Genomic DNA, 23,171 nt, shown 5'->3' with positions numbered 1-23,171 from the left:
GGACCAGGAGGTGGCGGAGCGCTCGCGGGCGGCGGCCAGGTTGCCCGCAAGGGGTTCCCGGCGTGCCCTTGGGGCCGTGAAGACTGTCCTCACGCCTCTGGTCGCGGCGGCCCGGATGCCGTATTCAAGGAGGTTCGCAGCTCATTCACTCCGCCCCCACAAAGGGGGCTTTCGATAGTAGGCGGCACCGGTGCCACACAAGCAGGAGCACAAACCCGACCAGCAGTTGGCCACCGCGCGCACTGCCGCACGAGCGCCCGGCACCGCCTCGGCGGTGCCGGCCTCCGCGCGGGGGATCCTCGCCCTGCAGGCCTCCGTGGGCAATACGGCCGTTGTGCAGATGATGCGCCGGGCCGGACTGCTTCACGGCCAGCAACGGCACGAGCACGGCGCCGGCTGCGGTCACCAGCAGGCCGCTGAGGGGGCGGCTGCGGTGCAGCGCTCCGCCGTCCACAACGTCCTGGCGACCGGCGGGCGTCCCCTGGACACCGCCACCCGCACCGACATGGAAGCGCGCCTGGGCGCGGACTTCTCCGACGTGCGCGTCCACGACGACACCACGGCCAAGGCCTCCGCCGCCGAGGTCGGCGCCCGCGCCTACACCTCCGGCAGCCACGTCGTCATCGGCGTCGGCGGCGCTGACAAGCACACCCTTGCCCACGAGCTCACCCACGTCATCCAGCAGCGCCAAGGCCCCGTCGCCGGTACCGACAACGGCAACGGGCTGCGGGTCTCCGACCCGTCCGACCGGTTCGAACGCGAAGCCGAGGCGAACGCGACCCGCGCGATGCACCAGCCGGTCGCGGATCGACCCGCGTCCTCGCCAGACCCGGTCGAGGGCGTACGGGCCGGCGCCACCGCGCCGCCCGTCCAGCGCCTGGCCGTGCCTCCCACCACCCCGATCACGGCCCCGCCCCGGGTCGGGTTCTTGCTCCACACGCAGACCCGCTCGTCGGCCGGGTATCCGCGCGCCCTGGAGTCGGAGATGGTCACCGACGGCTCCCTCGTGGGCAACACCCCCCAGCAGAACCCGCCGGGGTGGGACTACCTGCAGGACCTCGTGCGGGCCGGCCACCTGCAGCAGGGCAACTGGATCCGCTTCCACCTCGTCAACAACATCGCCGGTGGGCACGGCGGCGCCGAGAACCTCGTGGTCGCCTCCCAGAGCGACAACCAGCGCTACGAGAGCCTGCACGAGAGCCAGCTGAAGGCGGACGTCACCGCAGCGCGCAATCACAACGCCACTGCGGCGCCCGCCAATCGCCGGTACGTCTACTGCGGCGTCTCCCTCACCTACCATCCTTACAACGCGACCGCGGGAACCGGGGCCCAGCAAGCCGCCTCCGACTGCTTCCCCGCCTCCCTGCGCTTCGTCGAATACCTGCTGGACGGCACACAGGCGAACCCGTGCTGGACGCTCCAGCAGAACGCCACGTTCACCTTCGCCAGTCGCCAGCCGGTCGACCCCCGCCAGCCGGTCGCGCTGTCAGCCATGAGCTTCCAGGACCTCGCTGACTACACGCGCATCCCCACCTGGACTCAGCCCGAATACGCTTTCCTGCAGCAGATCGGAACAGCCAACTCCACCGCCCACAACCAGTTCCTGGCGGGCAGCGGGGGCAGCGCCAACCTCACCGTCGACGACGTGGAAGGCGGTCTCGCTCAGGCCATGTTCCCGCTCCCCGTTCCCGCGGCACCGCCGGGAGCCAGGCGATCGACACGTCCCACCAAACCGCAGGAGATCCCCTTCAACAACGTCCTGGACGCACAGAAGATCGCCCGCCTCGCGCGGGCCATCTCCCAGGGCTCCTTCACCCTCTGACCGAAAGCCGACCAACGACATGTCAAGCCTGTGGCACGCCCGCGTGACCGAGCAGACCCCGCAGCTGGTGTGCCTGGCCCTGCACGCCGTCCACCCCGACACCGGGGACGTACCCAGCACTGCGGTGTTCGCCCTGCGCCTGCTCATGGACGCCCCGCCCCGCGGCCCCTACCCCGAGCACGACCCTGCCGCCGACCCCGAGACGGCGATGCGGCAACTGGCTGAACACGCCATCGCGTCGGTCGTCGTGACCGACCGACGTAACTTCCCGTTCGACGAACAGGCCACTGCCCAGCAGATCGACGACCGTGTCCGGGCCGACGACGGGCAGCAGGCGCTCGCACGGGAATGGGCCGCATTCTGGGCGGACCCCCAACGGGCCCCCAGCGCGACCGTCGCCATCCGGCTCCGCCCCGACAGCACCCTGGCCCTACCCGCCACCGGCACCGAGTGGGACAGCGCCGCCTACGGCTGACCACGAGGCTGCCGGCGGCACTCACCCGTGCCTCACCGCTCCAGGCCCACTGGGAGTCGGTCCCCGGTCGCCGCCGGCGCGGAGCGCCTTGTCGCGGCCCGACCTGGCCCACGCTGGGGCTGGACCAGCCGCTCGTGCCAGGTTCGGCCACCTCTGGCGACATAGTCCGGCAGAGCGACAGTCAGTTGCCTTGCTTACTCGGGCGGCTGCGCTGTGCGTAGGAGGTCCTGCTCGAGGAGGGCCTCCAGCTCGGCGTGGACGGTCTCGATGGACAGATGCCCGCCGATGGCCTCGGCGATTTCGGTTGCGCTGGTCGAGCCGTTGGCTTCGATCAGGCTGAGCGCGGTGAGGTAGAGGCCGACGTCCCGGAGAACGAGTCGGCGGCCCTCAGGGTGGGCGCTCGGGTCGCCCAGCATGAGGCGGGCCAGAGCCGGGCGTAGCGGTGAGGTCAGCCGGACTTCCTTGGGTTGGAAAGCCGGATGATAGACCGCATAGTCTGCCCGCATCCCGAGCTTGAGCCATTTCTCCGTGGTCATCGGTTCCGGGTCGTATCCGAGACAGATGCAGTCGAATCCGTGCCCGTCGTTTGCAGCACAAAGATACGGCGGGTCGTTTTTGACATTCGGCCCAGAGTGCAGCAGAACGGAATGGCCACAGTTGCAGTCTGGGGAATTTCTGTCGAGACCCGGTGCTTCAAGGCGTTCCACCGGTTCGGCGGACCGCTGCGCCGGGAGGCGGGACTCCAGGCAGAGGACTGCGCTGTCCAGGGCCTGGTCGACGGCGAGGCCGCTGAAGTCGAACCACTCGCCGTGCCGTCTACGGTCGGCGAAGTGTCGGTGGAGCTTGTTTTCGAGCTGCAGATCTTCCGTCTCGTGCTGCCAGGTGACTGAGAGGGGCAGTGGGGACATCGTGCGAATTTGCAGCAACCGTTGTGGAAGATTTTTGGTGATTCCGATTTTCACCAGCGACGAGGCGCTGCTGCCGATCGCATAGACGATCCGCTTCAAGGGTGGAGGCGTCTCTGTGGAGTCCTGCTCGCTCATGCACATTTGCCTCTCTCCTGATTGTCTGGCGGCGCCGAGCGGGCAGGGCCCCGGAGAAGTAGAGGAATGTCGCATTTAGGCGGGCTGCGACTGACTTTGAACGCGTGGTGTCGGGCTGGCGGTTGTCGCTGATTCGGGCGAGATAGTCGCCGACGGGCGCCTGGCGAACTGGCGGATCGCGAGGTCCGCCGCGGCAAGGAGCTCGTCACGAGGGACACCGAGGTTGGACTGGACGGACAGGCCGTGCCAGACGGCCTGGACGAGTCCGGTGTGCGCGCTCACAGAGGCGTCGGCGGGCAGCTGCCCCTCTTCTGCCGCTCGCTGGACGCGGGCCAGGAGTATGCGCTCGTTGTCCTGGTGGAGATCGGCAATGTACGTGCGGACGTCGATGGTCTCCGCACTGTCAGCCAACACGGCGCTGGTGACGAGGCATCCGGGATGTTGATCGGCAGGCTGGGTGAACTCGTAGACCGAGTGAGTCAGGATGTGGTCGACGACAAGGCGGATGTCGCGTTCGCCGACGGCTTGCCGGTAGATCTCGCGGTAGCGCTCGGCGTAGGTCTTCACCGCCTCTTCGAACAAGCCTGCCTTGCTGCCGAAGGCGGCGTAGAGGCTGGATGTGGAGATCCCAAGCGCGTGGGTGAGGGCCCGCGTCGAGGTGCCCGAGTAGCCGCTTTCCCAGAAGAGGCGTGCTGCGGCGAGGACGGCTTGCTCGCGGTCGAAGGCGCGGGGTCGGCCAGGGTGCAGCGTGGACATGGCTTGCATTGTAGAGCACTCGCTCCATAATATGATTATGGAGCGAACGATTCAGAAAACAGTGGCCGTGTCTCCAGACAGCTGGGTCACGATCGACGTCTACGGCGATGCGGATGCGCCGGGCCTCGTGATGGTGCCCGGAGTCATGAGCGACGCACACACCTGGCGCCACGTCGCCCGTGAGATCCACGCCTGGCCGTCGGTCGCCGTCGTCAACCGGCGCGGGCGAGTACCGTCGGGCCCGCTGACCCGCGCCTACGCGCTCCAGACGGAGATCGCAGACTTGGTTGCGGTGCTGAACGAGATCCAGGGCGCGGAAGCCCTCTTCGGCTGGAGCTACGGCGGACTGATCGCCTTGATGGCAGCAGGGGAACATTCGGTGAAGCAGGTCATCGCGTATGAACCTGTGATTCGCCCTTTCGCCCGCGACGCGCTGCCCGCGCTGGCGGCTGCCGCTGATGACCGGGACTGGGATCGCAGCGTCGAGATCGTCAACATGGACATCTCAGGGTTTCGCAGTGACCATGTCGAAGCCCTGCGCGCGGATCGGCAGGGCTGGTCGATGCTGCGGCGTTTGAGCGAGCCGCTTCATGCGGAGCTGGCCGCACTCAACGCGTCTCCAGCTCCGGAGATGCTGGCGCAGCGAGCGGATCACACCACCCTCATCATCGGCGAGGCCAACATCGGCTCGGGCCCCTATGGGACGGCGTTCGAAAGCATTCGGCGCCGCCTGGATCAGCCCTGCATCCAGGTTCTTCCGGGACAAGGTCATCTCGCTCACATCCACGCGCCCACAGAACTTGCCGGACTCATCGACAGCCTGGCCGGGTGCTGACCGCAAAGAAGGCGTCCAGCGTATGGGCGGCAGTCCGAGCGACTGCACGCCAGGTCGAAGCAATCGAGGCCGCAGTAGTCACCATCGCACCGGAGTCCTCCCGGCCGACGGCATCGCCTATGCCTGACGGAACGTGCCACGGCGCCATCCGGTCGGGCCTCCGGTTTGATCTCGTGAGCGCCGGAGGCGCCCCGGCGTGAAGCGAACACGGCCCCTTGTGGATCATGGAGTTCTCTACGCTCAAGATCTGCAAGGGTGCCGTGCTCGTCGCTCCATCTTCTCCCATGACCGGGGCGCCGTCGTACGCGCCCTCCCTCGCCGCGGGGCCGACCGCCCCGGATCCCGTGGAGCCCGAGGGGCTCCTGCGCGCGCTGGACCGGGTTCCGGATCCGCGTGACCCGCGCGGGGTGCGCTACCGGTTGGCCACTCTGCTGGCGATCGGGGTCTGCGCGATGACAGCGGCGGGCCACAACTCCCTTGTGTCGATCGGTGAGTGGGCGCGCCGCTGTGACCAGCGGACCCTCGCCGCACTCGGCTGCCCGTACGACCCGATGGCCGGGCGGATGCGCTGCCCCGACGAGAAGACCCTGCGCGACGCATACGGCAGAGTCGACGCGAGCGAGCTGACACGAGCCGGCTTCGAGCGCTTGGCCGCCTTGGCGCGTCAGCACGCGTCGGCCGCCCCCAGCGGACTCACCCCGCACGGACTTCCCGAGCGCGAGCAGCGCCGGGCCCACCACCGTGCGGCCGAACGGGACGCCAGGCCCCGAGGTCGGGTCGCGTTCGCGGCGGACGGGAAGTGCCTGCGCGGGGCGAAGCGCCCGGACGGCACCCAGATCTACGTGTTCTCCGCGGTCCGCCACCACGACGCGCTGACCGCGGCCGCCCGCGAGGTGGGCGCCAAGACCAACGAGATCCCCGAGTTCCAGCCTCTGATGGAGGACATCCCCGACGAGGAGCTGAAGGACGCGGTGGTCACCCTGGACGCCCTGCACGCCCAGCGCGAGCACGCCCGCTGCCTGGTCGAGGAGCGCGGCGCCCACTACCTGCTGTCCGTCAAGGGCAACCAGAAACACCTGGCCCAGCAGCTCAAGTCCCTTCCCTGGAAGCAGATCCCGGTCCTGCACCGCACCCGCGAACGCGGCCACGGCCGCGAGGAAATCCGCGAAGTCCAGGTCGCCTCCGTCAACAACCTCCTCTTTCCCCACGCGCGCCAGGTCGTCCGCATCCGCCGACGACGCCGCCCACTCGGCACGAAGAAATGGAGCGAAGAGATCGTCTACGCGGTCACCGACCTGCCCACCGAGCAGGCCAGCGCCGAGGAGATCGCCGCCTGGGCCCGCGACCACTGGACAATCGAGAACAGCGTCCACTGGATCCGAGACGTCGTGTTCGGCGAGGACGCACGCACCATCCGCACCCGCAACGCCCCGGCCATCATGGCCGGCCTCGGCGACATCGTCCGCAGCACCCTGCGCGCGATCGGCTGGGCCAACGCCGCCGGTGCCAGACGCGCCCACACCGACCCCGCCGCCATCCTCCGACTCCACGGCATCACGTGATCAAACCGGACATCTGCAGCACACTCCGGGGCCCTGCCGAGCGGGGCCGACAGACGGTTGTCGCGGCCACCCTGTCGCACCGCCGCGCGGTTGTCCCGGCTTTCCCCAAATGAGCGAAGCCGGTTGCGGCTTACGCCGCTCCGGTCAACGGCGGGATTGGGCGGGCGGTGCGCAGTGGGATCGCCCCGGCCCGGGTGGCGCGGGCGACGGCGAGGGCGGCGCGGTGGCGTTCGCGCTGCTGGCGGGCGTGGTGGTCGGCGTCGGGGGCCGGGGTGTCCTCGATCGCGCGGTGGTGGGCGTCCTCGGGCTCGCGCAGCCGGTTGTAGTGCTGGCGCAGGATCGCTTCCCGTTCGGCGGCGGTCTCGTCGAGCGCGGCCTGGCGGGCGGCGGCGTCCTCGCGCATCCGGCGGCGCAGGTCCTGGTAGGCGGTGTTGTCGGCCAACGGCGGCCGGGCCGGCTGGGCGGTGGGCCGGTCGTCACGGCGGGTGGGCCGGTCGTCGGGGTCCTGGTCGTGCTGCACCACGGGGGCGGGGCCGACGCGGACGTCGATGGCCCGGACGGTGCCGGGGCGCAGCTGCTCGAGGTCTGTGAGGATGCGGCGGTGGTGGAGGCGCAGCTGGGCGGCCCAGGCCGGGGAGTCGGCGACCACGCGCAGGCGGCGGATGGTGGGGTCGTAGCCGGCGAGGTGCCAGTGGGCGGCGGCGTCGGGGCCGACGATCGTCGGCCAGCGGTCGCGCAGGCCTCCGCCGGCGGTGCCGAGGGTCCAGCCGTGGGCGGCGACCAGGGCGAGGAACACGTCCGCAATCGGCTCGGGTTCGCGCGGGCCACGCCGCGGCGCGGCCGTGGTCTGCCGGGTGGTGCGCTGGACGGGAGCATTGCCGCTGGTGCGGGAGGCCTGGCGGGCGGCGCGCAGGGCAGTGCGGGCCAGGTCGGCACCGCTGGTCTGGGGCTGCGGCATCAGGCGTTCACCGCCTCACGGGCCTGCTCGGCGGCGGCCGCGCGGATCTGGTCAGCGCGGGTGCGCAGGGCCTCAACGGCCCCCAGGCGGCGGACGAGCAGGTGGCGGGCGGTGTTGGTGCGGGCCTTCTCGGCAGCCCGATCGGCAGCGGCCAGGGCCGAGCCGCGAGTGGGGTGACGGTGAGCGGAACGCATCGCGGCCGCGTGGGCCAGCTCGGCCTCAGCGTCGGCCTCCGGTGAGCGGGCCAGCAGCACGAGGGCGCTGGCCCGGTACTCAGCGGCGGCGTTCTGGACGGTGAGCAGGTCGGAGGCCCGGATGCCGGACAGGTCGGCGCCGGCGGGCCGGTTGCGGAGCATCTCGGCGCGCAGCTCGTCGGCACGCCGGGCCTCGGCCTCCGCCCGCCGCTGCTCGGCCCGTTTGCGGCCCGCCACCTGCTGCTCGGCGCGCAGCATCGCGTGCCGGTGCAGCCGCGCATCGATCGCCGTGCGGTGCTGCTCGGCGGTGGCGCCGTCCGGCAGCGCGGAGACCGCCTCGCGGACCAGGGCCCAGCGGGTGGAACGGCGGTCGACAAGGCGCTGCTCGCACGTCGTGCAGTCGGAGCCGGTGTCCAGGAGGCCAGGTGGGCGCACTCGCGGCGCTGCGGCAGGCCGGTGGGCATCCGTGATCGCCGGCTGACCCCCGCTCGCGCGGGGAGGACACCGCCCGGCACATCGTGCTGGCCGTGGTGGCCGGCTGACCCCCGCTCGCGCGGGGAGGACCTGCTCGCCCACGCCGCCGACGAGGAGGCCGCCGGCTGACCCCCGCTCGCGCGGGGAGGACGCCTTCTCCTTCTCGGCCTGGTCGACGGCGGCCGGCTGACCCCCGCTCGCGCGGGGAGGACGCATTCGCCCAACTACGTTGCAAATCAAGGTACGGCTGACCCCCGCTCGCGCGGGGAGGACAGCACCGTGCCCAGCAGCTCCGCCTCGGCCGCCGGCTGACCCCCGCTCGCGCGGGGAGGACAGCACCGAGACGGGAACCTCCTGCCGGTAAATCGGCTGACCCCCGCTCGCGCGGGGAGGACATACGGATTCCGGCAGACGACGGCTGGGCCGACGGCTGACCCCCGCTCGCGCGGGGAGGACGGACCACCACGGTCTGGGCCTTTGACGACTCCGGCTGACCCCCGCTCGCGCGGGGAGGACGCCCGGCGCCGCTCCGGCTGCACCCGTCACGGCGGCTGACCCCCGCTCGCGCGGGGAGGACGCGTCCATCGCCCGCATGGCGTCCGTCAGGACCGGCTGACCCCCGCTCGCGCGGGGAGGACTTCCGTGAAGCCCTCTCCGACCGGCTGGTGAGCGGCTGACCCCCGCTCGCGCGGGGAGGACCTCGGCCGCCTCGGGGTCGACGCTCTGCGCGGCGGCTGACCCCCGCTCGCGCGGGGAGGACGCGAACGGGCCGGTCGAGGAAATCCAGTTCCCCGGCTGACCCCCGCTCGCGCGGGGAGGACTCCCCCGTTCCGCCCGGCCCGCTGCGCGCCGTCGGCTGACCCCCGCTCGCGCGGGGAGGACAGTTTCGCCTCGGCCGTGCGGCGCGCGGCGGCCGGCTGACCCCCGCTCGCGCGGGGAGGACCAGCACGGCCTGGCCGCCATCGCCGGTCTCGGCGGCTGACCCCCGCTCGCGCGGGGAGGACAGGCGGCGGTTGGCGCGCGTCGCCCGCCACGACGGCTGACCCCCGCTCGCGCGGGGAGGACGGTTCGTCGTCGACCCAGCGGACACGAGCTCGCGGCTGACCCCCGCTCGCGCGGGGAGGACGGGGATGGTGAGGGTGATACAGGCGTCCTCGGCGGCTGACCCCCGCTCGCGCGGGGAGGACGGCGTGCCTTGCGGGCGAGGGACTCGATCTCGGGGCTGACCCCCGCTCGCGCGGGGAGGACGCGCGAGGCCCTCGGCCTCACGGGCTCGGTGACGGCTGACCCCCGCTCGCGCGGGGAGGACCGCCGAGGGTCTGTGAAGTGGGTGTACATCTCCGGCTGACCCCCGCTCGCGCGGGGAGGACGTCCACAACCGGGGCCCCGGTGAGTCGGCGAGCGGCTGACCCCCGCTCGCGCGGGGAGGACGAGGGCAGGAGGCGCGGGTGGTGGCCGTTCGCCGGCTGACCCCCGCTCGCGCGGGGAGGACCCTTTCCGACCTGCAATGTTTCTAGGGGTTTGCGATTTCTTGACCTTGGTGGTGATGCCGGCGGGTCATCGCCACCAGTGTGAGCCCGTCGAAGTCCACGGGCTTTCGTCGCTGCTCACCCGCTGTGCGAAGCACGAAGCCTTGCTCGTTGGATGCCGGGTGGACCAGTACAGCCACTCCGTTACCGATGCATTCACTAACGGCGTGCCAGAGTTCGTCGCGGACCTTCGCGGAGATGGTGCCGACGTACAGCTGAGGGGTGACCTCGAGGAGCCAGCGGGTCAGGGCTCCTCGGACGTGATCAGGGACAGCGGTTGCGGACAGGACGGTCATTGTTGTCATGACTGTCCAGCAGGCTGCAGGGAGGCGGTCATAGGGCCTGCTCCGTCGAGTAGTTCACGCCGCCGGGCAGCACTCCTGAGACGGGGTCCCAGAGGTCCACGAGCTGTTCCTCGGGGTCAGGCGTGGCCATCTGCTGTTCTGGTGCGAGCAAGCGCTGGATGTCGGCGACGATGCGCGGTAGGAGCCGGAACAGCTGCAGGCCCTCGCGAAAGCCGCGCCGGGCGTCGGCTTCCGGATACGGCGACGAGTGGAGAGAGAAGGCCAGCGGGATGGTGAGTTCGGCCTTGTAAAGATCGGCGATGTCGTAGACGAAGGCCTGCTGGTTGCCGCTGTGGATGAACCCGAGCGCAGGGGAGCAGCCGAGCGCGAGGATGGCGGCGTGGACGATGCCGTAAAGGCACGTGTTCGCGGAGGAAAGAGCAAGGTTGACGGGGTCCTGGGTGTCCCAGGACTTGGGGTCGTAGTTGCGGCGGAAGCGACCGATGCGGTGCTGCTGGGCGAGTAGACGGTAGAGGGCCTTGACCCGGTCGCCTTCAAAGCCGCGGAGCTGGGCGAAGTTGCTGCCCGCGGGAGCGGTGCCGCGGCCGAATCGCTGCTCATACATGGCGGTGGCGACGGCCAGGCGGCTGGTGTCATCGGCCCACACCCGGACTTGGCGTTCCAGCCAGACCGTGGTGAGGGAGTCAGGGAGGACAGCGGCGTAGCACCGGACGCCGCCGGCTCCGGCGATGACGACGGTGGTGCCGTGGCGGGCGAGGGTGGCGAGGGCTCTGGCGGTGATGGAGGTGCCGGGGCCGAGGAGGACACAGCCAAGGGCGGCGGTAGGCAGGTAGACGGTTTCGGTTCCGCGGTCGACGCTGGTGATTTCGGCGCAGACGCCGGTGTCGTCCTGGACGACGCGGACGATGTCGAGATAGAGGAAGGAGAGGGAGTCGGCGATGCGCGGGAGCATGGCGACGGTGGGAGCCGCCAGGTTCCGGCGGGCGGCTCCCCGGGCGGGACGGCGTCGGGTGGTCACGCGGGTTCCCGGTGGGGGGCGATGCTGAGGAGGCCGCAGCCGTAGGCCTTGCCCTTGCCGATGCCGTCGGTGAGGCGGGTGCGCAGGCGGTCGGCGTCGGCGATGACGGCGGTGCCTTCGAAGAGGATCCTGTGGTGCTGGACCTGGCTGCGGTCGCTGCGCCGGGCTCCTCTGGCGGCGTCCAGGGGACTGGAGTGAAGGGTGCCCAGGCGCAGGCCGCTGGTTTCGGCCTGCCGGGCCCACCAGTCGTCGGCGGCTGTGCCTTGGAGGGGCACGATGGTTTTGAGCTGGTAGAGCTCGCGGGTGGTGCGGCCGGGTTTGCGGATGGGGTTGGCGGCGATGCGGTAGCGGATGTGGAGGCCGGGGCGGAGGGCGTCCAGCAGGGGCGTGAGGGTTTTGGTAGCGGCCTGGCCGTAGCCGGAAGGGAGGCGGCTGAGGTCGGGTGGCTGGGTGCTCTGGAGGAGGATCTGGTGGCCTGCGGGCGTGGCTTCGCTGCGGAAGAGGATGCCGAGCCGGCGGCGCGGTTCGGGGTCGGGGAGGTTGTCGGGGAAGAGCGACATCATCCGGTGATGCAGGTCGACGGCTCCGGCGGTGTCGCGGCGGGCGTCGCGGCTGCGGGGGTCGGGGATGATCCGGGTCAGCCACAGGTTCATGCGGGGATGCTTTCGGGGCGGGTCGTATGCCGGCCGAGATAGTCGGCGAGCGCGGTGAGGTAGTTGGCGCCGAGGCCTTTGCAGTGGTCGGCGGGCAGGGTGAGGGTGCGCTGGTAGCGGGGGCGGGAGCGGTAGGCGCGGCGGCGGGGGTGGAAGGTGAGGGGATCGTCGGTCACCTCACCTGCGGGGGTGTGTCCGCTGCTCTCACCGGGCTGGGGGTGTTCGCCGAGCCGGTCGAGTGGCTGGTCGCCGTGGAACACGAGGTCGACGGTGGTGTCGTCGGTGGGTGTGCGGCGGGCGATGGGCAGGTTGACGAGGTGGTGCAGGGGGTCGTCGACCAGGCCGAGGAGCAGTGGGCCCTCGGGCGGGCAGGAGCGCCTGCCGAGGTAGGGGGGCCAGTACGGGTTCTGCAGCGCTTGGGCCCACTCGTCGAGGAGACCGGATTCGGCGGTGATGACCGCGGTGAAGGCCGCGTCGGTGAGGTAGTAGCGGTGGGAGAGCAGGGTGGCGGTGGCGCCGGAGCGCTTCTTGCCTTCCGCGGTGGTCACGGTGCGGGAGGCGGGCAGGCCGCCGCCGACGGTGTGCAGGTCGCGCAGGATGGTGCCCGGCCGGTCCGCGCGGACGGTCAGTGAGAGGGCGGTGAGGTCGCTGATGTCGTCGCCGCGCTTGCGGCCGAGGGCGGCTGCCAGCAGTCCGATGACGCCGGAGCGGGTGGGAAACGGTGCGGTGTCGCGTTCGTTGAACTCGCTGATCTCGCCCCAGGACTGCAGCGGCGCGGCCAGGCGCAGGAGCAGCCCCCGTGCAGCGGTGGCGTCGGGGCTCATGCGCCGGCCTTGACCGGGGCGGGGGCGAAGGCGGCCTCGATGGCGGTGTCGATGAGGTCGGGGAAGGAGTCGACCCGGGTGCCGAGGCCGGGGAGGTCCTTCTCCTCGAGGCTGGCCCACCCGGCGGCGAGGGTACCGCGCCCTGCGAGGAGCTTGTTCGCGGCGGTGGCGTAGCGGGCGAGCGCGGTGCGGGAGGCCGCCGCGTAGCCCCCGTTGTCGCGGGAGAGGACGGGCTGTTCGAAGGCGGCGGCGTAGGACAGGGGGCGGTCGCTGCGCACGGCGATGTGGGCGAGGTCGGGGATGGTGTGGGGGGCGGTGGCGGTCTTCTTGGCGCGCGGGAGGGAGAGGATGAAGGCCTCGGCGAAGCCGGCGGCGAGTTCGCGGGCGGCGGCGTGGTCGCCGCCGAGGTTGTGCGCGAGGTCGGCGAGGTCGACGGTGGCGTAGCGGTAGAAGACACCGGCGCTGAACTCGGCGTGGCCCATGTGGGCGCTGCCGGTGGTGTCGCCCCAGGCGGAGGTGACGTCGTCGACGGCGGAGAAGTAGTCGAGTTCGACGTCGGTGGGGTGGGTGGTGAGGGCGTGGGCGACCTGGACGGCGCCGTCGACGCCGGCGTCGTCGACTTCGGCGAGCATGCGGCCGAAGAGATTGATGATGCCGTTGCGCGAGCGCAGGATGGCGTCGATGGCGTCCTTGGGCAGGACGCTCTTGTCGGTGGTCTTCTTGATGTCCTTGGCGTTCTCGAGGTCGGTGCGGTGGGCCGCGGCGAGGGCGGCGAGTTCGGCGACGGCGGTTTCGGGGACGTAGACCATGGCGTTGGTGGTGATGACGGGCGAGTCCTTGGCGGTCTCGAATTTGATGGAGCTGCCGGCGGCGATGTGCTGGCCGGCGCGCTGGGCGAGTTCGGCGGGCCAGTCGTGTTCGTCCTGCAGGAGCCGGGTGACACGGGCGCCGATGCGGCGGGTGCGAAGGGCCTGCTCGCCGAAGTTGTCCTGGTAGTACTCGCGGACGGCGCGCTTCCAGGACTGGCTGCTGACGCGGGTGCGTTCGGTGTCGCCGTAGCGGACGGTCTTGACGGAGTTGTTGTCGTCCCGGTTGAGGTTGGCGAACGGGACGCTCTGGACGACGTGGATGTCGAGGAAGCGGGCGGTGGTGCGGTCGGGGACGGGCATGCTCTTCTCCTTCGAGGCGGGTGTACGGGTGGTCGTGCGGGCCAGCCGTGGTCAGGCGTCGGTGTTCTCGGTGTCGCCGGCGTCGTCGCTGTGGTGGTCGTCCTGGGCGCGGGCCCGGCGTTCGCCGTCCTTCTGCAAGGTCCGGTGGTAGTCCTGGAGCCAGATCCGCTTGATGGTTGCAGAGCGGCGCCGCCACTGGCAGAGGTCGACGAGGAGCCGGGCCCAGTCGACCTCGACGTCCCGCTCGCGCAGCTGGCGGACGGCGCCCGGCAGGTGACGGTGCAGCCCGTCGACGCTCTGACGGGTCAGCAGGTTGAGACGGGTCTCGGCGGAGGTCTCTCGCAGGCCGCTTCCCTGGCCGCCTTTGAGGACGCCGTCGGCGAACGCATGGCCCAGGCTGCGCGGAGGATTCCGCTTGGCGGCGGAGCCGGGGTCGTTCTGCGGGCCCGGTGCGTCCTGGTCCGGCCCGCCTGCCGGATCGTCCTTCGTCTGCGCCTGGTTCTTCGCCGCGGCGTACTGGTCACGGCGCTGCGCGGCGATCAGGGACGCGACGGTGTAGTAAGCGCGCTGGACGTCGCGGTTGCGCGTCTGCTCGTCGGTGAGCCAGGAGGCGACGAAGCGGTGCATGAACGGCACGGCGTCCAGGTCCTTACCCACCCCGCGGCGCAGGGCCGCGCGCACCCCGGCGTCCTCATGGCTGCGCATGTCGATCCTGGTGGTGAAGGCGCGTGCCCGTCCCAGCGTGGGGACCACGTCGGAGGCATTCGGGCGGGGGACCTCGTCGTCGGCGGGTTTGGCGGGCCCCGGGATGGCGGCAGTGTGGCTCACGTGTCCTCCGTGCTCGTGGTGCGGGTGCTGGGCCCGCCGGTCTTGGCGGGCTGCTTCGCGGGCCCGCCGTACAGCTCGATGCGCGCGGCCGTGACGGCCTTGGCCCCGCGCATGGTTCCCAGCGCGCTGTAGGTGACGGTGTCGTAGGCCCGCTCGGCAAGGACGCGGAAGGCCCCGGGCGCCGCGTCGAAGTCGCGATCATCGAGGCGCTTCCAGAACTCGGCCTCGGCGGCCGGCCAGTAGCGGGCCGCGGCGTCGACGGCCCACGTACAGTCGCGGATCTTGGGAGCGTCAGTGAAACCGGCCCAGGCCTTCTTAACCGCCCGGTTGAGACGGTTGCCGTACCGCTCGCCCAGCACACGCAGCCGCCCGATCTCGATCGCGATCGCCGCTCCCCCGCCACGCTCGACGAACCCGAGCACGGGCGGCGTCGAGGCGTCCACGAACTGCACGTCCTTGGCCTGCCCATCCTGTTCGAAGCCGAGCGCACGCACCCTCAGCTCCTCCGAGACCTCCCAAGCGGTCGAGAACACGGCGGGCCGCCGCGGTTTCGCACTGCCGGCCGGTTCCTGCAGGAGCAGGGCATCCAGGTCCCGCCACAAGGCCCGCTGCGAATCGGCCGGCCGCGGATACGCATTGCCTTCCTTGCTGGTCTGCCAGATCAGGTAGGGATCACCCTCGCGCGGGATCTTGTCGCGGAAGGCCCACGTGATGAACGCGTCCCGGACCAGCCCGCCCGTGTCGTCAGGCACCAGCAGCAGCGCGTGCTGGGACCGGGCCGTCAGCCCCGAACACGGACCCTTGAGCGCCGGCGGCGCGGCAACGGGATCGGGCAACTCCTCACGCTCCCACGGACACAGGTCACTGCCGCGCCTCACATCGCGGCCGGGCTCGGGAAGCCCGGCCAACAGGGACTCGAACAGCGACGCGCCCTCGGGGTGGTACGACAGCGTGCTGCGCAGCGGGCCCGCCGTGCTGTTGGCGGCCTTGACGCTTCCTACGGTGCGGCTGGAGCACCGGCCGGAGGGGCCGTAGTAGTGCCAGACGAGCAAGTGCAGGACTGCCTCGGCCGGGGTGGGCAGGTCGGGAGCCGCGCTGTTGACGTGCTGGAACCAGGAGTGGTTGTTGCCCGAGGGGCGGGTGGTGATGAGCTTGTCGACGCCGGCGGTGTTCGCCGGGTCGCACTGCCCGGCCAGGCGCGGGTCCTGGAGGAACGGGCGCACGGGGTCGAACAAGTCGAAGCGCTCGCGGAGGCGTCCGGTGAACTCCGCGACCGTCGTCGGGTCGAAGCGCAAGCGGTCCGCGACATCGAGGCGGCGTTCCGACCAGACCCCAGGCCCGGCCTCGTCGAGTCCCGTCATGCGGGCGGTCAGCGCGTACAGGATCCGATACAGCGCGGACAGAGCCGGCGCGGTGCCGATCGCGATGCGTTCGATCCGGTGCGCGTGCAGCAGGAGCTCACGCAGCCCGACCTCGACCGGCAGGGCCGTGCCGTGCTCTGGATGATTCTCCCCCTCGTCGCGGGGGAGCCACCGGACGGGGATCCACGGTTCGTCGACGAGGTTGAAAGTGGGTGGTGCGGATGACATGCGGCCTCCGGCGAGGCAGGTACGGATGATCACAAGGGTGGGTAGGCTCTGCGCGGTCCCCGCGCCTAGCGGGGGTGAGCCGTGCGGTGCTTACGAAGCCGCCGCATCGCTGAAACGGTCCCCGCGCAGGCGGGGGTCACACTGGTCTCGGACGGGCATCCCGTCCGGGACCAGCACGATCAACGTAGTGCCAAGTGCGGTGCTTACGAGGCTAGTTCGCGGAAATTCCCACGTCCGAGTACTCGATTTCCCGCTCGCCCAGCCGGCCTATCCAGCGCTCGCCGTCACGCCGCATGCGCACCAGCACCAGGCCAGCCAGCAGCGGCCGCTTACTCCAGGACTGCGGCGGGGCGTTCTCGTCGGTGCGACCGCCCAGCCAGCTGCCGGGCAACGGCACCGTGTGCCGCATGATCAGTGCGACGGCCTCCCGGTCCACGGTGCCCGGGGGCAGCGGCACGTCGTGATCGGGGGCCAGGCTCCACGTCCCGGCCTCGCGCTCGAACAGGCACACGGCCCGTCCGCTGTCGGCCCCGAGACGGGTGGTCAGCAGGTCCTCCGAAATGCCCAGGCCTCGCTCGCTCAGCCGGAACAGGTCGTCGACGACGTCGTACGGCGCGTCGATCGCCATCAGCTGCGCCACCTGTTCCTGCGCGACGGCCGAGGCGATCCGCTCGGCGTCCACCCGCTCGAGCTCCCGCGCGGCGGCTGGCTCCAGGCCCGCCCCGAAATCGTCCGCGTAGACCTCGTCAATCAGCGACTGGACATCCCCCGGAACACCGATCACGCCGCCAGGCAGCTTCTCGAGCAGCAGGCTCGTGCGGCTCAGCAGGGAAGCGTCGTAGACGGTGCCCCAGGTACGGGGTGCGGCCACGCGGCCCTTGTCGTCGAGCGGCTCCAGCACGATCATGCGCGGCTCATTGGGCTTTCCGGTCCACGCCGGTCGGTTGGGGCGCTCGTGGCGCTTGCCGCGGCCCGCGCGCTGGAGGAGCTGCGCGAGCGGGGCGAGGTCCGAGACGATCAGGTCGAAGTCCAGGTCGAGAGACTGCTCGACGATCTGGGTGGCCACCAGGATCGAGCCCTCGCGTGGTACGGCCGCTGCCGCCTTGTTCGCGGGCTTCCCGTAGGCGGCTTCGCACTCGGCGGTGATGCGCTGCCGTTCGTGGGCGGGGAAGCGGGAGTGGAGCAGCCGCAGGCCGCCGTCCCGGGCAGCGAGTTCGGGCAGGACGGACCGCAGATAGCGGTAGGTGCGCTGGGCCTCGTCCACGGTGGTGCAGCAGACGAGGACGCAGCCGCCCTCGGTGGTGGCCGGGGCCAGGATCTCGCGAAGCGCCGCACGGCGTCCCTGCTGTCCGGGCTCCTTCGCGGCACTGTCCGCGTCCCGGACGTCCCAGTGCACCCGGCGGCTCTCCATCCGCAGGGTGCGGGCCCGGCTGCTGCCGACCTTGTGCGGCTCGGACACCGTTCCACTGTTGGCGTCCACGAAGAGCCAGCCCGGGTAGCAGGGCTCCACGGTTGTGGGCTCGTGGTATCCGGCGCCGCGCCGGTAGGCGTCGACGAGCGACGAGGCCGCCTTGCCGGTCAGGGTCGCCGACAGCAGCACGACCGGGGCGCCGAATGCCCCGAGCCACTCCAGCAGCCGCACCAGCAGGCTGTGCATCCACGGGCCGTAGGCGTGTGCCTCGTCCACCACCAGCACCTTGTCCGAGAGGCCGAACAGCCTCAGGAATCCGTAGCGGACCGGGAGCACTCCGGTGAGCGCCTGGTCGATCGTGCCGTTGGCGAGCGGCGCGAGCAGACCCCGCCGCCCGGTGCGCAGCCACTGGCCGGCCTCGGTGTCCGCGAGCACGGCGGTCCCGTCCGTCGAGCCCTGGCCAGCGGCGTAGTCCGGGCTCAGCCAGGCCATGCTGTGCAGGAGGGTGAGCGCTCGGTCGCCCTCGATGTTTGCCTCCGCGAACCCGCGGACCCTGGTGAACATGGCGTCCGCCGTGGCCATCGTCGGCAGCGCGAAGTAGACCCCGGAAGCGCCGGAGGCCCGCGCCATCACCGAGGCCGCGTGGAGGGCGGTCTCGGTCTTGCCGTCTCCGGTCGGGGCGGTGACCAGCAGCAGCCCGGGCCCCTTCACCTGGCTGGGCAGGTGCTCCGCGATGTCGGCCTGCAGTGCGTTCGGGGGGAACGGGAACTGCTGAGAGAACAGCTTGTCCGGGAAGAGCGCGCGCCCGAGCCCGGCGTCACGCACCCACCTCGGTGCCGCCTTGATGACCGACTGGAAGTGCTCGGTGAGCTCTGCGTCGCAGGCTTTCCAGTCCTCGCCGGGCATTCGGGGCTCAATGACGTCGGCCTGGCTGGCCAGCCAGTCCGACACCACGACCAGCCCCGCGATCACCACCGCCACCGGCCCCGGCAGAACCGACTCGAGGGCCTTTTCCGCCCCCACCGTCCGCCGGACCGCGAAAGCGTGGGCAAGCCGCTGTCCCCGCCACCCCGGCGCGGTCCCCAGCCCGGGCTGGTGGCCGGAGGGGTTCGCGACCTCCTTGGCCAGCAGCGATTCGGCGAAGCACCCGTGGTGGCCACCCAGCAGCTGGGCGATTTGATGCGCTGGCGACCGCCTGACCAGCCTGCCCGCCGGATAGCCGCACTCCCGGAAGAACTCCACCAGGCCCCAGTGCGTCGCCGCCTCGTGCGCCAGAAACCCAGCACGCCGCGCAGCCCCATCATCCTCCGCGTAGCCGGGCTCCCCCGCCAGCTTCGCGAACTCGCCCTTCACTAGCCCCTGGAACTGCGGTGTGATCTTCCCGACATCGTGTAGCCCCGCCCACAGCATCACCAGCCGCCGGGCGTCCTCCTCCGAACTCCCGACCGCCTCTGCAACCCGCCCGCGGACCCGCTCGCCCAGAACCGCATCCCACAACGCACCGGCCACAGCGGCGGTGTCCAGGAGGTGGCAGATCACCGGATACGCACCCGGCAGACCATCGTGCTTACCCCACAACCGGGCATCCGGCTCGACCGAACCCGCGACTCCACCACGACTGCTGTCAATCATGACTGAGGGTCTATCAGTCGTCACTGACAATCAACCCACTAGCAGTCGCCGTAATCCTCTGGCCAGGAGAATCAGGCTCCCCTCCCCGGGCAGGTGGGGGCCAGCCGCACTGGCGCCGAGGAGACTGCGCCGCCTCTTCCTCGCAGGTGCAGAGCCATCTGCAGTTTTGACCGTCCGACGAGGCCTGCGCCGTGACACGATGAGGACCGCACCTTGACACCACAACAATGAACTGCCAATCACATCCCCCCTGCAGCACGGTCAAGAAATCGCAAAGACCCTCCTGCGTCGCAGGTCAGAAAGGTCCTCCCCGCGCCTGCGGGGGTCAGCCGGACACCTACCCGGACGTGGCGCTACAGATGAGGTCCTCCCCGTACCCGCGGGGGTCAGCCGCGGCACACGCTCACGCACAAGCGGCGGGCGGAGTCCTCCCCGCACCCGCGGGGGTCAGCCGCAACGGTGAGGGTCTTCCCCAGGGTCCGCGAAGTCCTCCCCGCGCCCGCGGGGGGTCAGCCGTCGCCAGCCTCGAGTTCGCCGTTGATGTCGGCGTCCTCCCCGCACCCGTGGGGGGTCAGCCGCTCACGATCAGGGGGCGCCAGTACAACCGCTCGTCCTCCCCGCAGCCGCGGGGGTCAGCCGCTCCCGATGCTGACGGAGCTCCAGGAGCAGTAGTCCTCCCCGCACCCGCGGGGGTCAGCCGCGGGACAACCGCCCCACGGTGAACCTCTCCGCGTCCTCCCCACACCCGCGGGGTCAGCCGGTGGGTGACGACGACGGCCCGATCGCCGGATAGTCCTCCCCGCACCCGCGGGGGTCAGCCGATGCGATGCAGCGCGCGGTGGACCCAACACAGGTCCTCCCCGCACATGCGGGGGTCAGCCAGTATGGAAACTCCGACATCCCTCTCCTGAGCCCTCCTCCCGGCACATGCGGGGGTCAGCCGGGATTCAGCGGCCGGCGCGAATCGCGGCCTCCTCCCCGCACCCGCGGGGGTCAGCCGAAGAGGCGGCCGGGCCCGAAACGGGGCCTCGGGTCCTCCCCGCACCCGCGGGGGTCAGCCGTTGTTGACCGCCAGTAGGAGCGCCTTCTCGTGGTCCTCCCTGCACCCGGGGGTCAGCCGGCCTCCCGCCTGGACGCGGCGCGCGACATGCGGTCCTCCCCGCACCTGCGGGGGTCAGCCGGCGTCCGTCCATGTTGATGTCACTGTCCAGGAGTCTTCCCCGCACCCGCGGGGGTCAGCCGCCGTAGTCGCCCGGGTAGAGCCAGCCCGGCCGGTCCTCCCCGCACCCGCGGGGGTCAGCCGGCTCCGGCTCCGAGGAAGCGGGCATCGGGGCGCTCCTCCCCGCACATGCGGGGGTCAGCCGCGATGCGCCGAGATCTACGCGTTGCTGGTCCACTCCTCCCCGCACATGCGGGGGTCAGCCGGAACGGATGCCCATCAGGACCGCCCTCCCGCCCTCCTCCCCGCACATGCGGGGGTCAGCCGGAGAGGCTGCGGGTCGCGGTGAACTCCGCCGCCTCCTCCCCGCACCCGCGGCGGTCAGCCGGAGGCGACACATGAGCCGGGCCGACAACCGGGGTCCTCCCCGCACCCGCGGGGGTCAGCCGGCCGCCGGGTCGGCGGCCTCGTATCGTCGCGAGTCCTCCCCGCACCCGCGGGGGTCACCGCGGGAGACGCTCTTCTTGGCGGTCTTGGTGGTGTCCTCCCCGCACCCGCGGGGGTCAGCCGACGGAGTTCGCTCGGTTCCTCACTCAGCCGCCCGCGGGTGCGGGCGGCGGACCAGTCAAGAAACAGCAAAGCCGCTGCTGCGCCGCAGGTCAGAAAGCCTCCTGCTGCCCAAGCGCACCGCCGCCCAGTACCAGCTCCTCCCCGCACATGCGGGGGTCAGCCGCAGGCCCTTCATCATCGACTGCTGGAGGGTCACTCCTCCCCGCACATGCGGGGGTCAGCCGCCGCGGGGCCGCGTGCGGGGGAACGTCCTGTGCTCCTCCCCGTACATGCGGGGGTCAGCCGCCCTCTGGCGCGCGGGCGAAACGCTCTCGGGTCTCCTCCCCGCACATGCGGGGGTCAGCCCACCTGCACCACCTCGGCGAGCTCGCCGAACTGCTCCTCCCCGCACATGCGGGGGTCAGCCGAACTGGCGGAGCTGGTCGTCGCTGGCGCCCTTCTCCTCCCCGCACATGCGGGGGTCAGCCCGTGTCCTGGCTGCCGATCGCCGCCAAGCTGCTCTCCTCCCCGCACATGCGGGGGTCAGCCGTCGCGGTCGGCGCCGACGTCGCCGGCCACCCACTCCTCCCCGCACATGCGGGGGTCAGCCGCGGATCAGTCCCGCGCCGCCCTTCTCCGGGTCCTCCTCCCCGCACATGCGGGGGTCAGCCGTCGGCGTTCGCGCTCGGCGCGGCCGTGGCGAACTCCTCCCCGCACATGCGGGGGTCAGCCGGTGATCACGCCGGTGGACATGCCGTCGGTCTCCTCCTCCCCGCACATGCGGGGGTCAGCCGAGGTCAGGTTTCCTGTGTTATCGCGGCCAGCGCTCCTCCCCGCACATGCGGGGGTCAGCCGGCGGAGATTCAGTCGACATAACCTCGACCTACCTCCTCCCCGCACATGCGGGGGTCAGCCGGCGGGGGCCTTGGCGGGACTCCCCGGTGGGCGCTCCTCCCCGCACATGCGGGGGTCAGCCGGCGTCGAAGTGTTCGCGGGCGCGGTCGCTGACCTCCTCCCCGCACATGCGGGGGTCAGCCGAGGCCGAGGAGGTGCGCAGGTGGTGGGCCCACCTCCTCCCCGTGCGAACGGGGGTCAGCCGGCGATGCTCGAGTTGGCGGGGCGGTGGGGGCGCTCCTCCCCGCGCGAGCGGGGGTCAGCCGCAGTAGTGCCTGCGCCACTTCACGAGGCGTTCCTCCTCCCCGCACCCGCGGGGGTCAGCCGGCCGCGTGGCCGGACCGCGCCGCCCTGCTCGAGTCCTCCCCGCGCAGGCGGGTCAGCCGGAGCAGCTGGAGGAGGCCTCGCACACTCCGGAGTCCTCCCCACGCAGGCGGGGGTCAGCCGGCCACCGGCAGCGCGAGGATCGAGCACCCGCAGTCCTCCCCGCGCAGGCGGGGGTCAGCCGTTGAACGTCTGCTGGATCTCAGCCCAGCCGTGCTCCTCTCCGCACATGCGGGGGTCAGCCGCCGAGCTGGACGTCGGTCGCCCGGTAGAGCAGGTCCTCCCCGCACCCGCGGGGGTCAGCCGCTGAACGTGCCGACGACGGGCGGCTACTACACGTCCTCCCCGCGCCCGCGGGGGTCAGCCCTCGAGCGGCAGCTGGGTGGCGACCCCCACCAGGTCCTCCCCGCGCCCGCGGGGGTCAGCCGCAGGCCGGGGCGGTTTCGACCTCGACGGGTCCTCCCCGCGCAGGCGGGGGTCAGCCGCTTACGGCCGTTGCGAGTGCCGTTGAGTCCGGGGGCCTCCCCGCGCAGGCGGGGGTCAGCCGGACGTGCCTGTTACTTCACAACTAGCGCGTCCTCCCCGCGCAGGCGGGGGTCAGCCGCAGATGCTGCAGCTCGGCATGCGCAACTCCCAGTCCTCCCCGCACCCGCGGGGGTCAGCCGGCCACGGAGCACGAGGCCGCCAAGCAGCTCGAGTCCTCCCCGCACCCGCGGGGGTCAGCCGGTCCACGCGAACTGGGCGTCGGACATCATGCGGTCCTCCCCGCACCTGTGGGGGTCCTCCAACCTTGCCGAGGCGGCCGGAACCTTCGCCCTGGTCCTCCCTGCACCCGCGGGGGTCCTCCGGGGCCCAGCCGTGACCGCCACAGCGTCCTCCCCGCACCCGCGGGGGTCAGCCGCTGATTCAGTGTCAACCTACTTGTCATGGTGACTCCTCCCCGCACCTGCGGGGGTCAGCCGCTCATCCCGACCGGCGCCGCGGCCGCGTCCAGCTCCTCCCCGCACCTGCGGGGGTCAGCTGGCGTGGGCCTGGTAGTCGGGGTGCCCCTTTATCTCCTCCCGCACCTGCGGTGTCGGCAACGGCCCAATTTGAGGCCGGTCTCAACGGTTCAATCGTCGGCCATCGTGCGCTCTCGCTGGCTCAGTCGTTGTCGGCGGCGGTGGGG

General features: G+C 71.5%; 16 protein-coding genes and 2 CRISPR repeat arrays. Of the genes, 4 read left to right on the top strand and 12 right to left on the bottom strand.

Going from position 1 to position 23,171, the window contains the following annotated elements:
- Window positions 1-190: 190 nt before the first annotated feature.
- Together ACIRYZ_RS36380 and ACIRYZ_RS36375 are read left to right on the top strand one after the other, a co-directional pair.
- Window positions 191-1,822: a DUF4157 domain-containing protein gene (locus tag ACIRYZ_RS36380; RefSeq protein WP_402952579.1), complete on the top strand. Its 1,632-nt coding sequence runs from the start codon at window positions 191-193 to the stop codon at window positions 1,820-1,822.
- Between the two features lie 43 nt (window positions 1,823-1,865).
- Window positions 1,866-2,297, top strand: a complete 432-nt coding sequence (locus ACIRYZ_RS36375) for a hypothetical protein (RefSeq protein ID WP_402952577.1) — start codon at window positions 1,866-1,868, stop codon at window positions 2,295-2,297.
- 194 nt (window positions 2,298-2,491) lie between these two features.
- On the opposite strand, the gene ACIRYZ_RS36370 is transcribed toward ACIRYZ_RS36375, so the two are convergent.
- Together ACIRYZ_RS36370 and ACIRYZ_RS36365 are read right to left on the bottom strand one after the other, a co-directional pair.
- Window positions 2,492-3,340 (bottom strand): GIY-YIG nuclease family protein, encoded by an 849-nt coding sequence (locus tag ACIRYZ_RS36370; protein ID WP_402952575.1) that lies wholly within the window; start codon window positions 3,338-3,340, stop codon window positions 2,492-2,494.
- A 75-nt stretch (window positions 3,341-3,415) separates the two neighbouring features.
- Complete coding sequence (locus ACIRYZ_RS36365) at window positions 3,416-4,096, bottom strand: TetR/AcrR family transcriptional regulator (RefSeq protein WP_402952574.1); 681 nt, start codon at window positions 4,094-4,096, stop codon at window positions 3,416-3,418.
- Window positions 4,097-4,133: 37 nt separating this feature from the next.
- Between ACIRYZ_RS36365 and ACIRYZ_RS36360 the strand changes: the two genes are divergently transcribed.
- Both ACIRYZ_RS36360 and ACIRYZ_RS36355 read left to right on the top strand, forming a co-directional pair.
- Entirely contained in the window at window positions 4,134-4,931 is a 798-nt protein-coding gene (locus ACIRYZ_RS36360) for an alpha/beta fold hydrolase (RefSeq protein ID WP_402952572.1), read from the top strand.
- A 260-nt stretch (window positions 4,932-5,191) separates the two neighbouring features.
- Window positions 5,192-6,493: an ISAs1 family transposase gene (locus tag ACIRYZ_RS36355; RefSeq protein WP_402952620.1), complete on the top strand. Its 1,302-nt coding sequence runs from the start codon at window positions 5,192-5,194 to the stop codon at window positions 6,491-6,493.
- Window positions 6,494-6,623: 130 nt separating this feature from the next.
- On the opposite strand, the gene ACIRYZ_RS36350 is transcribed toward ACIRYZ_RS36355, so the two are convergent.
- From ACIRYZ_RS36350 to cas3, 10 genes are all read right to left on the bottom strand, one after another.
- Entirely contained in the window at window positions 6,624-7,451 is an 828-nt protein-coding gene (locus tag ACIRYZ_RS36350) for a DciA family protein (RefSeq protein ID WP_402952570.1), read from the bottom strand.
- A complete protein-coding gene (locus ACIRYZ_RS36345) occupies window positions 7,451-8,080 on the bottom strand; it encodes a hypothetical protein (protein ID WP_402952569.1) in 630 nt (209 codons plus the stop codon). Before ACIRYZ_RS36345 ends, ACIRYZ_RS36350 begins: the two co-directional genes overlap by 1 nt.
- A 39-nt stretch (window positions 8,081-8,119) precedes the next feature.
- Window positions 8,120-9,611: a CRISPR direct-repeat array (repeat unit 29 nt; unit sequence CGGCTGACCCCCGCTCGCGCGGGGAGGAC).
- Window positions 9,612-9,632: 21 nt separating this feature from the next.
- Window positions 9,633-9,953: a type I-E CRISPR-associated endoribonuclease Cas2e gene (cas2e, locus tag ACIRYZ_RS36340; protein ID WP_402952567.1), complete on the bottom strand. Its 321-nt coding sequence runs from the start codon at window positions 9,951-9,953 to the stop codon at window positions 9,633-9,635.
- A gap of 28 nt (window positions 9,954-9,981) precedes the next feature.
- Window positions 9,982-10,905, bottom strand: coding sequence for a type I-E CRISPR-associated endonuclease Cas1e (gene cas1e / locus ACIRYZ_RS36335; RefSeq protein ID WP_402952566.1), 924 nt, complete (start codon window positions 10,903-10,905; stop codon window positions 9,982-9,984).
- A 62-nt stretch (window positions 10,906-10,967) separates the two neighbouring features.
- Window positions 10,968-11,624, bottom strand: a complete 657-nt coding sequence (gene cas6e, locus ACIRYZ_RS36330) for a type I-E CRISPR-associated protein Cas6/Cse3/CasE (RefSeq protein ID WP_402952564.1) — start codon at window positions 11,622-11,624, stop codon at window positions 10,968-10,970.
- Window positions 11,621-12,448, bottom strand: a complete 828-nt coding sequence (cas5e, locus tag ACIRYZ_RS36325) for a type I-E CRISPR-associated protein Cas5/CasD (RefSeq protein WP_402952562.1) — start codon at window positions 12,446-12,448, stop codon at window positions 11,621-11,623. The genes cas6e and cas5e overlap by 4 nt, the downstream gene beginning before the upstream one ends.
- Window positions 12,445-13,617 carry a type I-E CRISPR-associated protein Cas7/Cse4/CasC gene (gene cas7e / locus ACIRYZ_RS36320; RefSeq protein WP_402952560.1) on the bottom strand — a complete coding sequence of 391 codons (1,173 nt, stop codon included), beginning with the start codon at window positions 13,615-13,617 and terminating at the stop codon, window positions 12,445-12,447. Before cas7e ends, cas5e begins: the two co-directional genes overlap by 4 nt.
- 51 nt (window positions 13,618-13,668) lie before the next feature.
- Window positions 13,669-14,445 carry a type I-E CRISPR-associated protein Cse2/CasB gene (gene casB / locus ACIRYZ_RS36315; protein ID WP_402952558.1) on the bottom strand — a complete coding sequence of 259 codons (777 nt, stop codon included), beginning with the start codon at window positions 14,443-14,445 and terminating at the stop codon, window positions 13,669-13,671.
- Window positions 14,442-16,034, bottom strand: a complete 1,593-nt coding sequence (casA, locus tag ACIRYZ_RS36310) for a type I-E CRISPR-associated protein Cse1/CasA (RefSeq protein WP_402952556.1) — start codon at window positions 16,032-16,034, stop codon at window positions 14,442-14,444. The genes casB and casA overlap by 4 nt, the downstream gene beginning before the upstream one ends.
- A gap of 211 nt (window positions 16,035-16,245) precedes the next feature.
- Window positions 16,246-19,077 carry a CRISPR-associated helicase Cas3' gene (cas3, locus tag ACIRYZ_RS36305; RefSeq protein WP_402952554.1) on the bottom strand — a complete coding sequence of 944 codons (2,832 nt, stop codon included), beginning with the start codon at window positions 19,075-19,077 and terminating at the stop codon, window positions 16,246-16,248.
- A 1,868-nt stretch (window positions 19,078-20,945) separates the two neighbouring features.
- Window positions 20,946-23,079: a CRISPR direct-repeat array (repeat unit 28 nt; unit sequence CTCCTCCCCGCACATGCGGGGGTCAGCC).
- Window positions 23,080-23,171 lie beyond the last annotated feature (92 nt).

This window comes from Kitasatospora sp. NPDC101155 (genome assembly GCF_044768305.1).
Lineage (GTDB): Bacteria > Actinomycetota > Actinomycetes > Streptomycetales > Streptomycetaceae > Kitasatospora.
This window is presented reverse-complemented; position numbering and strand designations above follow the sequence as displayed.

Coding starts and splice junctions, on each gene's coding strand:
- ACIRYZ_RS36370 (WP_402952575.1), bottom strand. CDS start 3,340: ATGAGCGAGCAGGACTCCACAGAGACGCCTCCACCCTTGAAGCGGATC.
- ACIRYZ_RS36365 (WP_402952574.1), bottom strand. CDS start 4,096: ATGTCCACGCTGCACCCTGGCCGACCCCGCGCCTTCGACCGCGAGCAA.
- ACIRYZ_RS36360 (WP_402952572.1), top strand. CDS start 4,134: ATGGAGCGAACGATTCAGAAAACAGTGGCCGTGTCTCCAGACAGCTGG.
- ACIRYZ_RS36350 (WP_402952570.1), bottom strand. CDS start 7,451: ATGCCGCAGCCCCAGACCAGCGGTGCCGACCTGGCCCGCACTGCCCTG.
- cas2e (WP_402952567.1), bottom strand. CDS start 9,953: ATGACAACAATGACCGTCCTGTCCGCAACCGCTGTCCCTGATCACGTC.
- cas1e (WP_402952566.1), bottom strand. CDS start 10,905: ATGCTCCCGCGCATCGCCGACTCCCTCTCCTTCCTCTATCTCGACATC.
- cas6e (WP_402952564.1), bottom strand. CDS start 11,624: ATGAACCTGTGGCTGACCCGGATCATCCCCGACCCCCGCAGCCGCGAC.
- cas5e (WP_402952562.1), bottom strand. CDS start 12,448: ATGAGCCCCGACGCCACCGCTGCACGGGGGCTGCTCCTGCGCCTGGCC.
- cas7e (WP_402952560.1), bottom strand. CDS start 13,617: ATGCCCGTCCCCGACCGCACCACCGCCCGCTTCCTCGACATCCACGTC.
- casA (WP_402952556.1), bottom strand. CDS start 16,034: ATGTCATCCGCACCACCCACTTTCAACCTCGTCGACGAACCGTGGATC.
- cas3 (WP_402952554.1), bottom strand. CDS start 19,077: ATGATTGACAGCAGTCGTGGTGGAGTCGCGGGTTCGGTCGAGCCGGAT.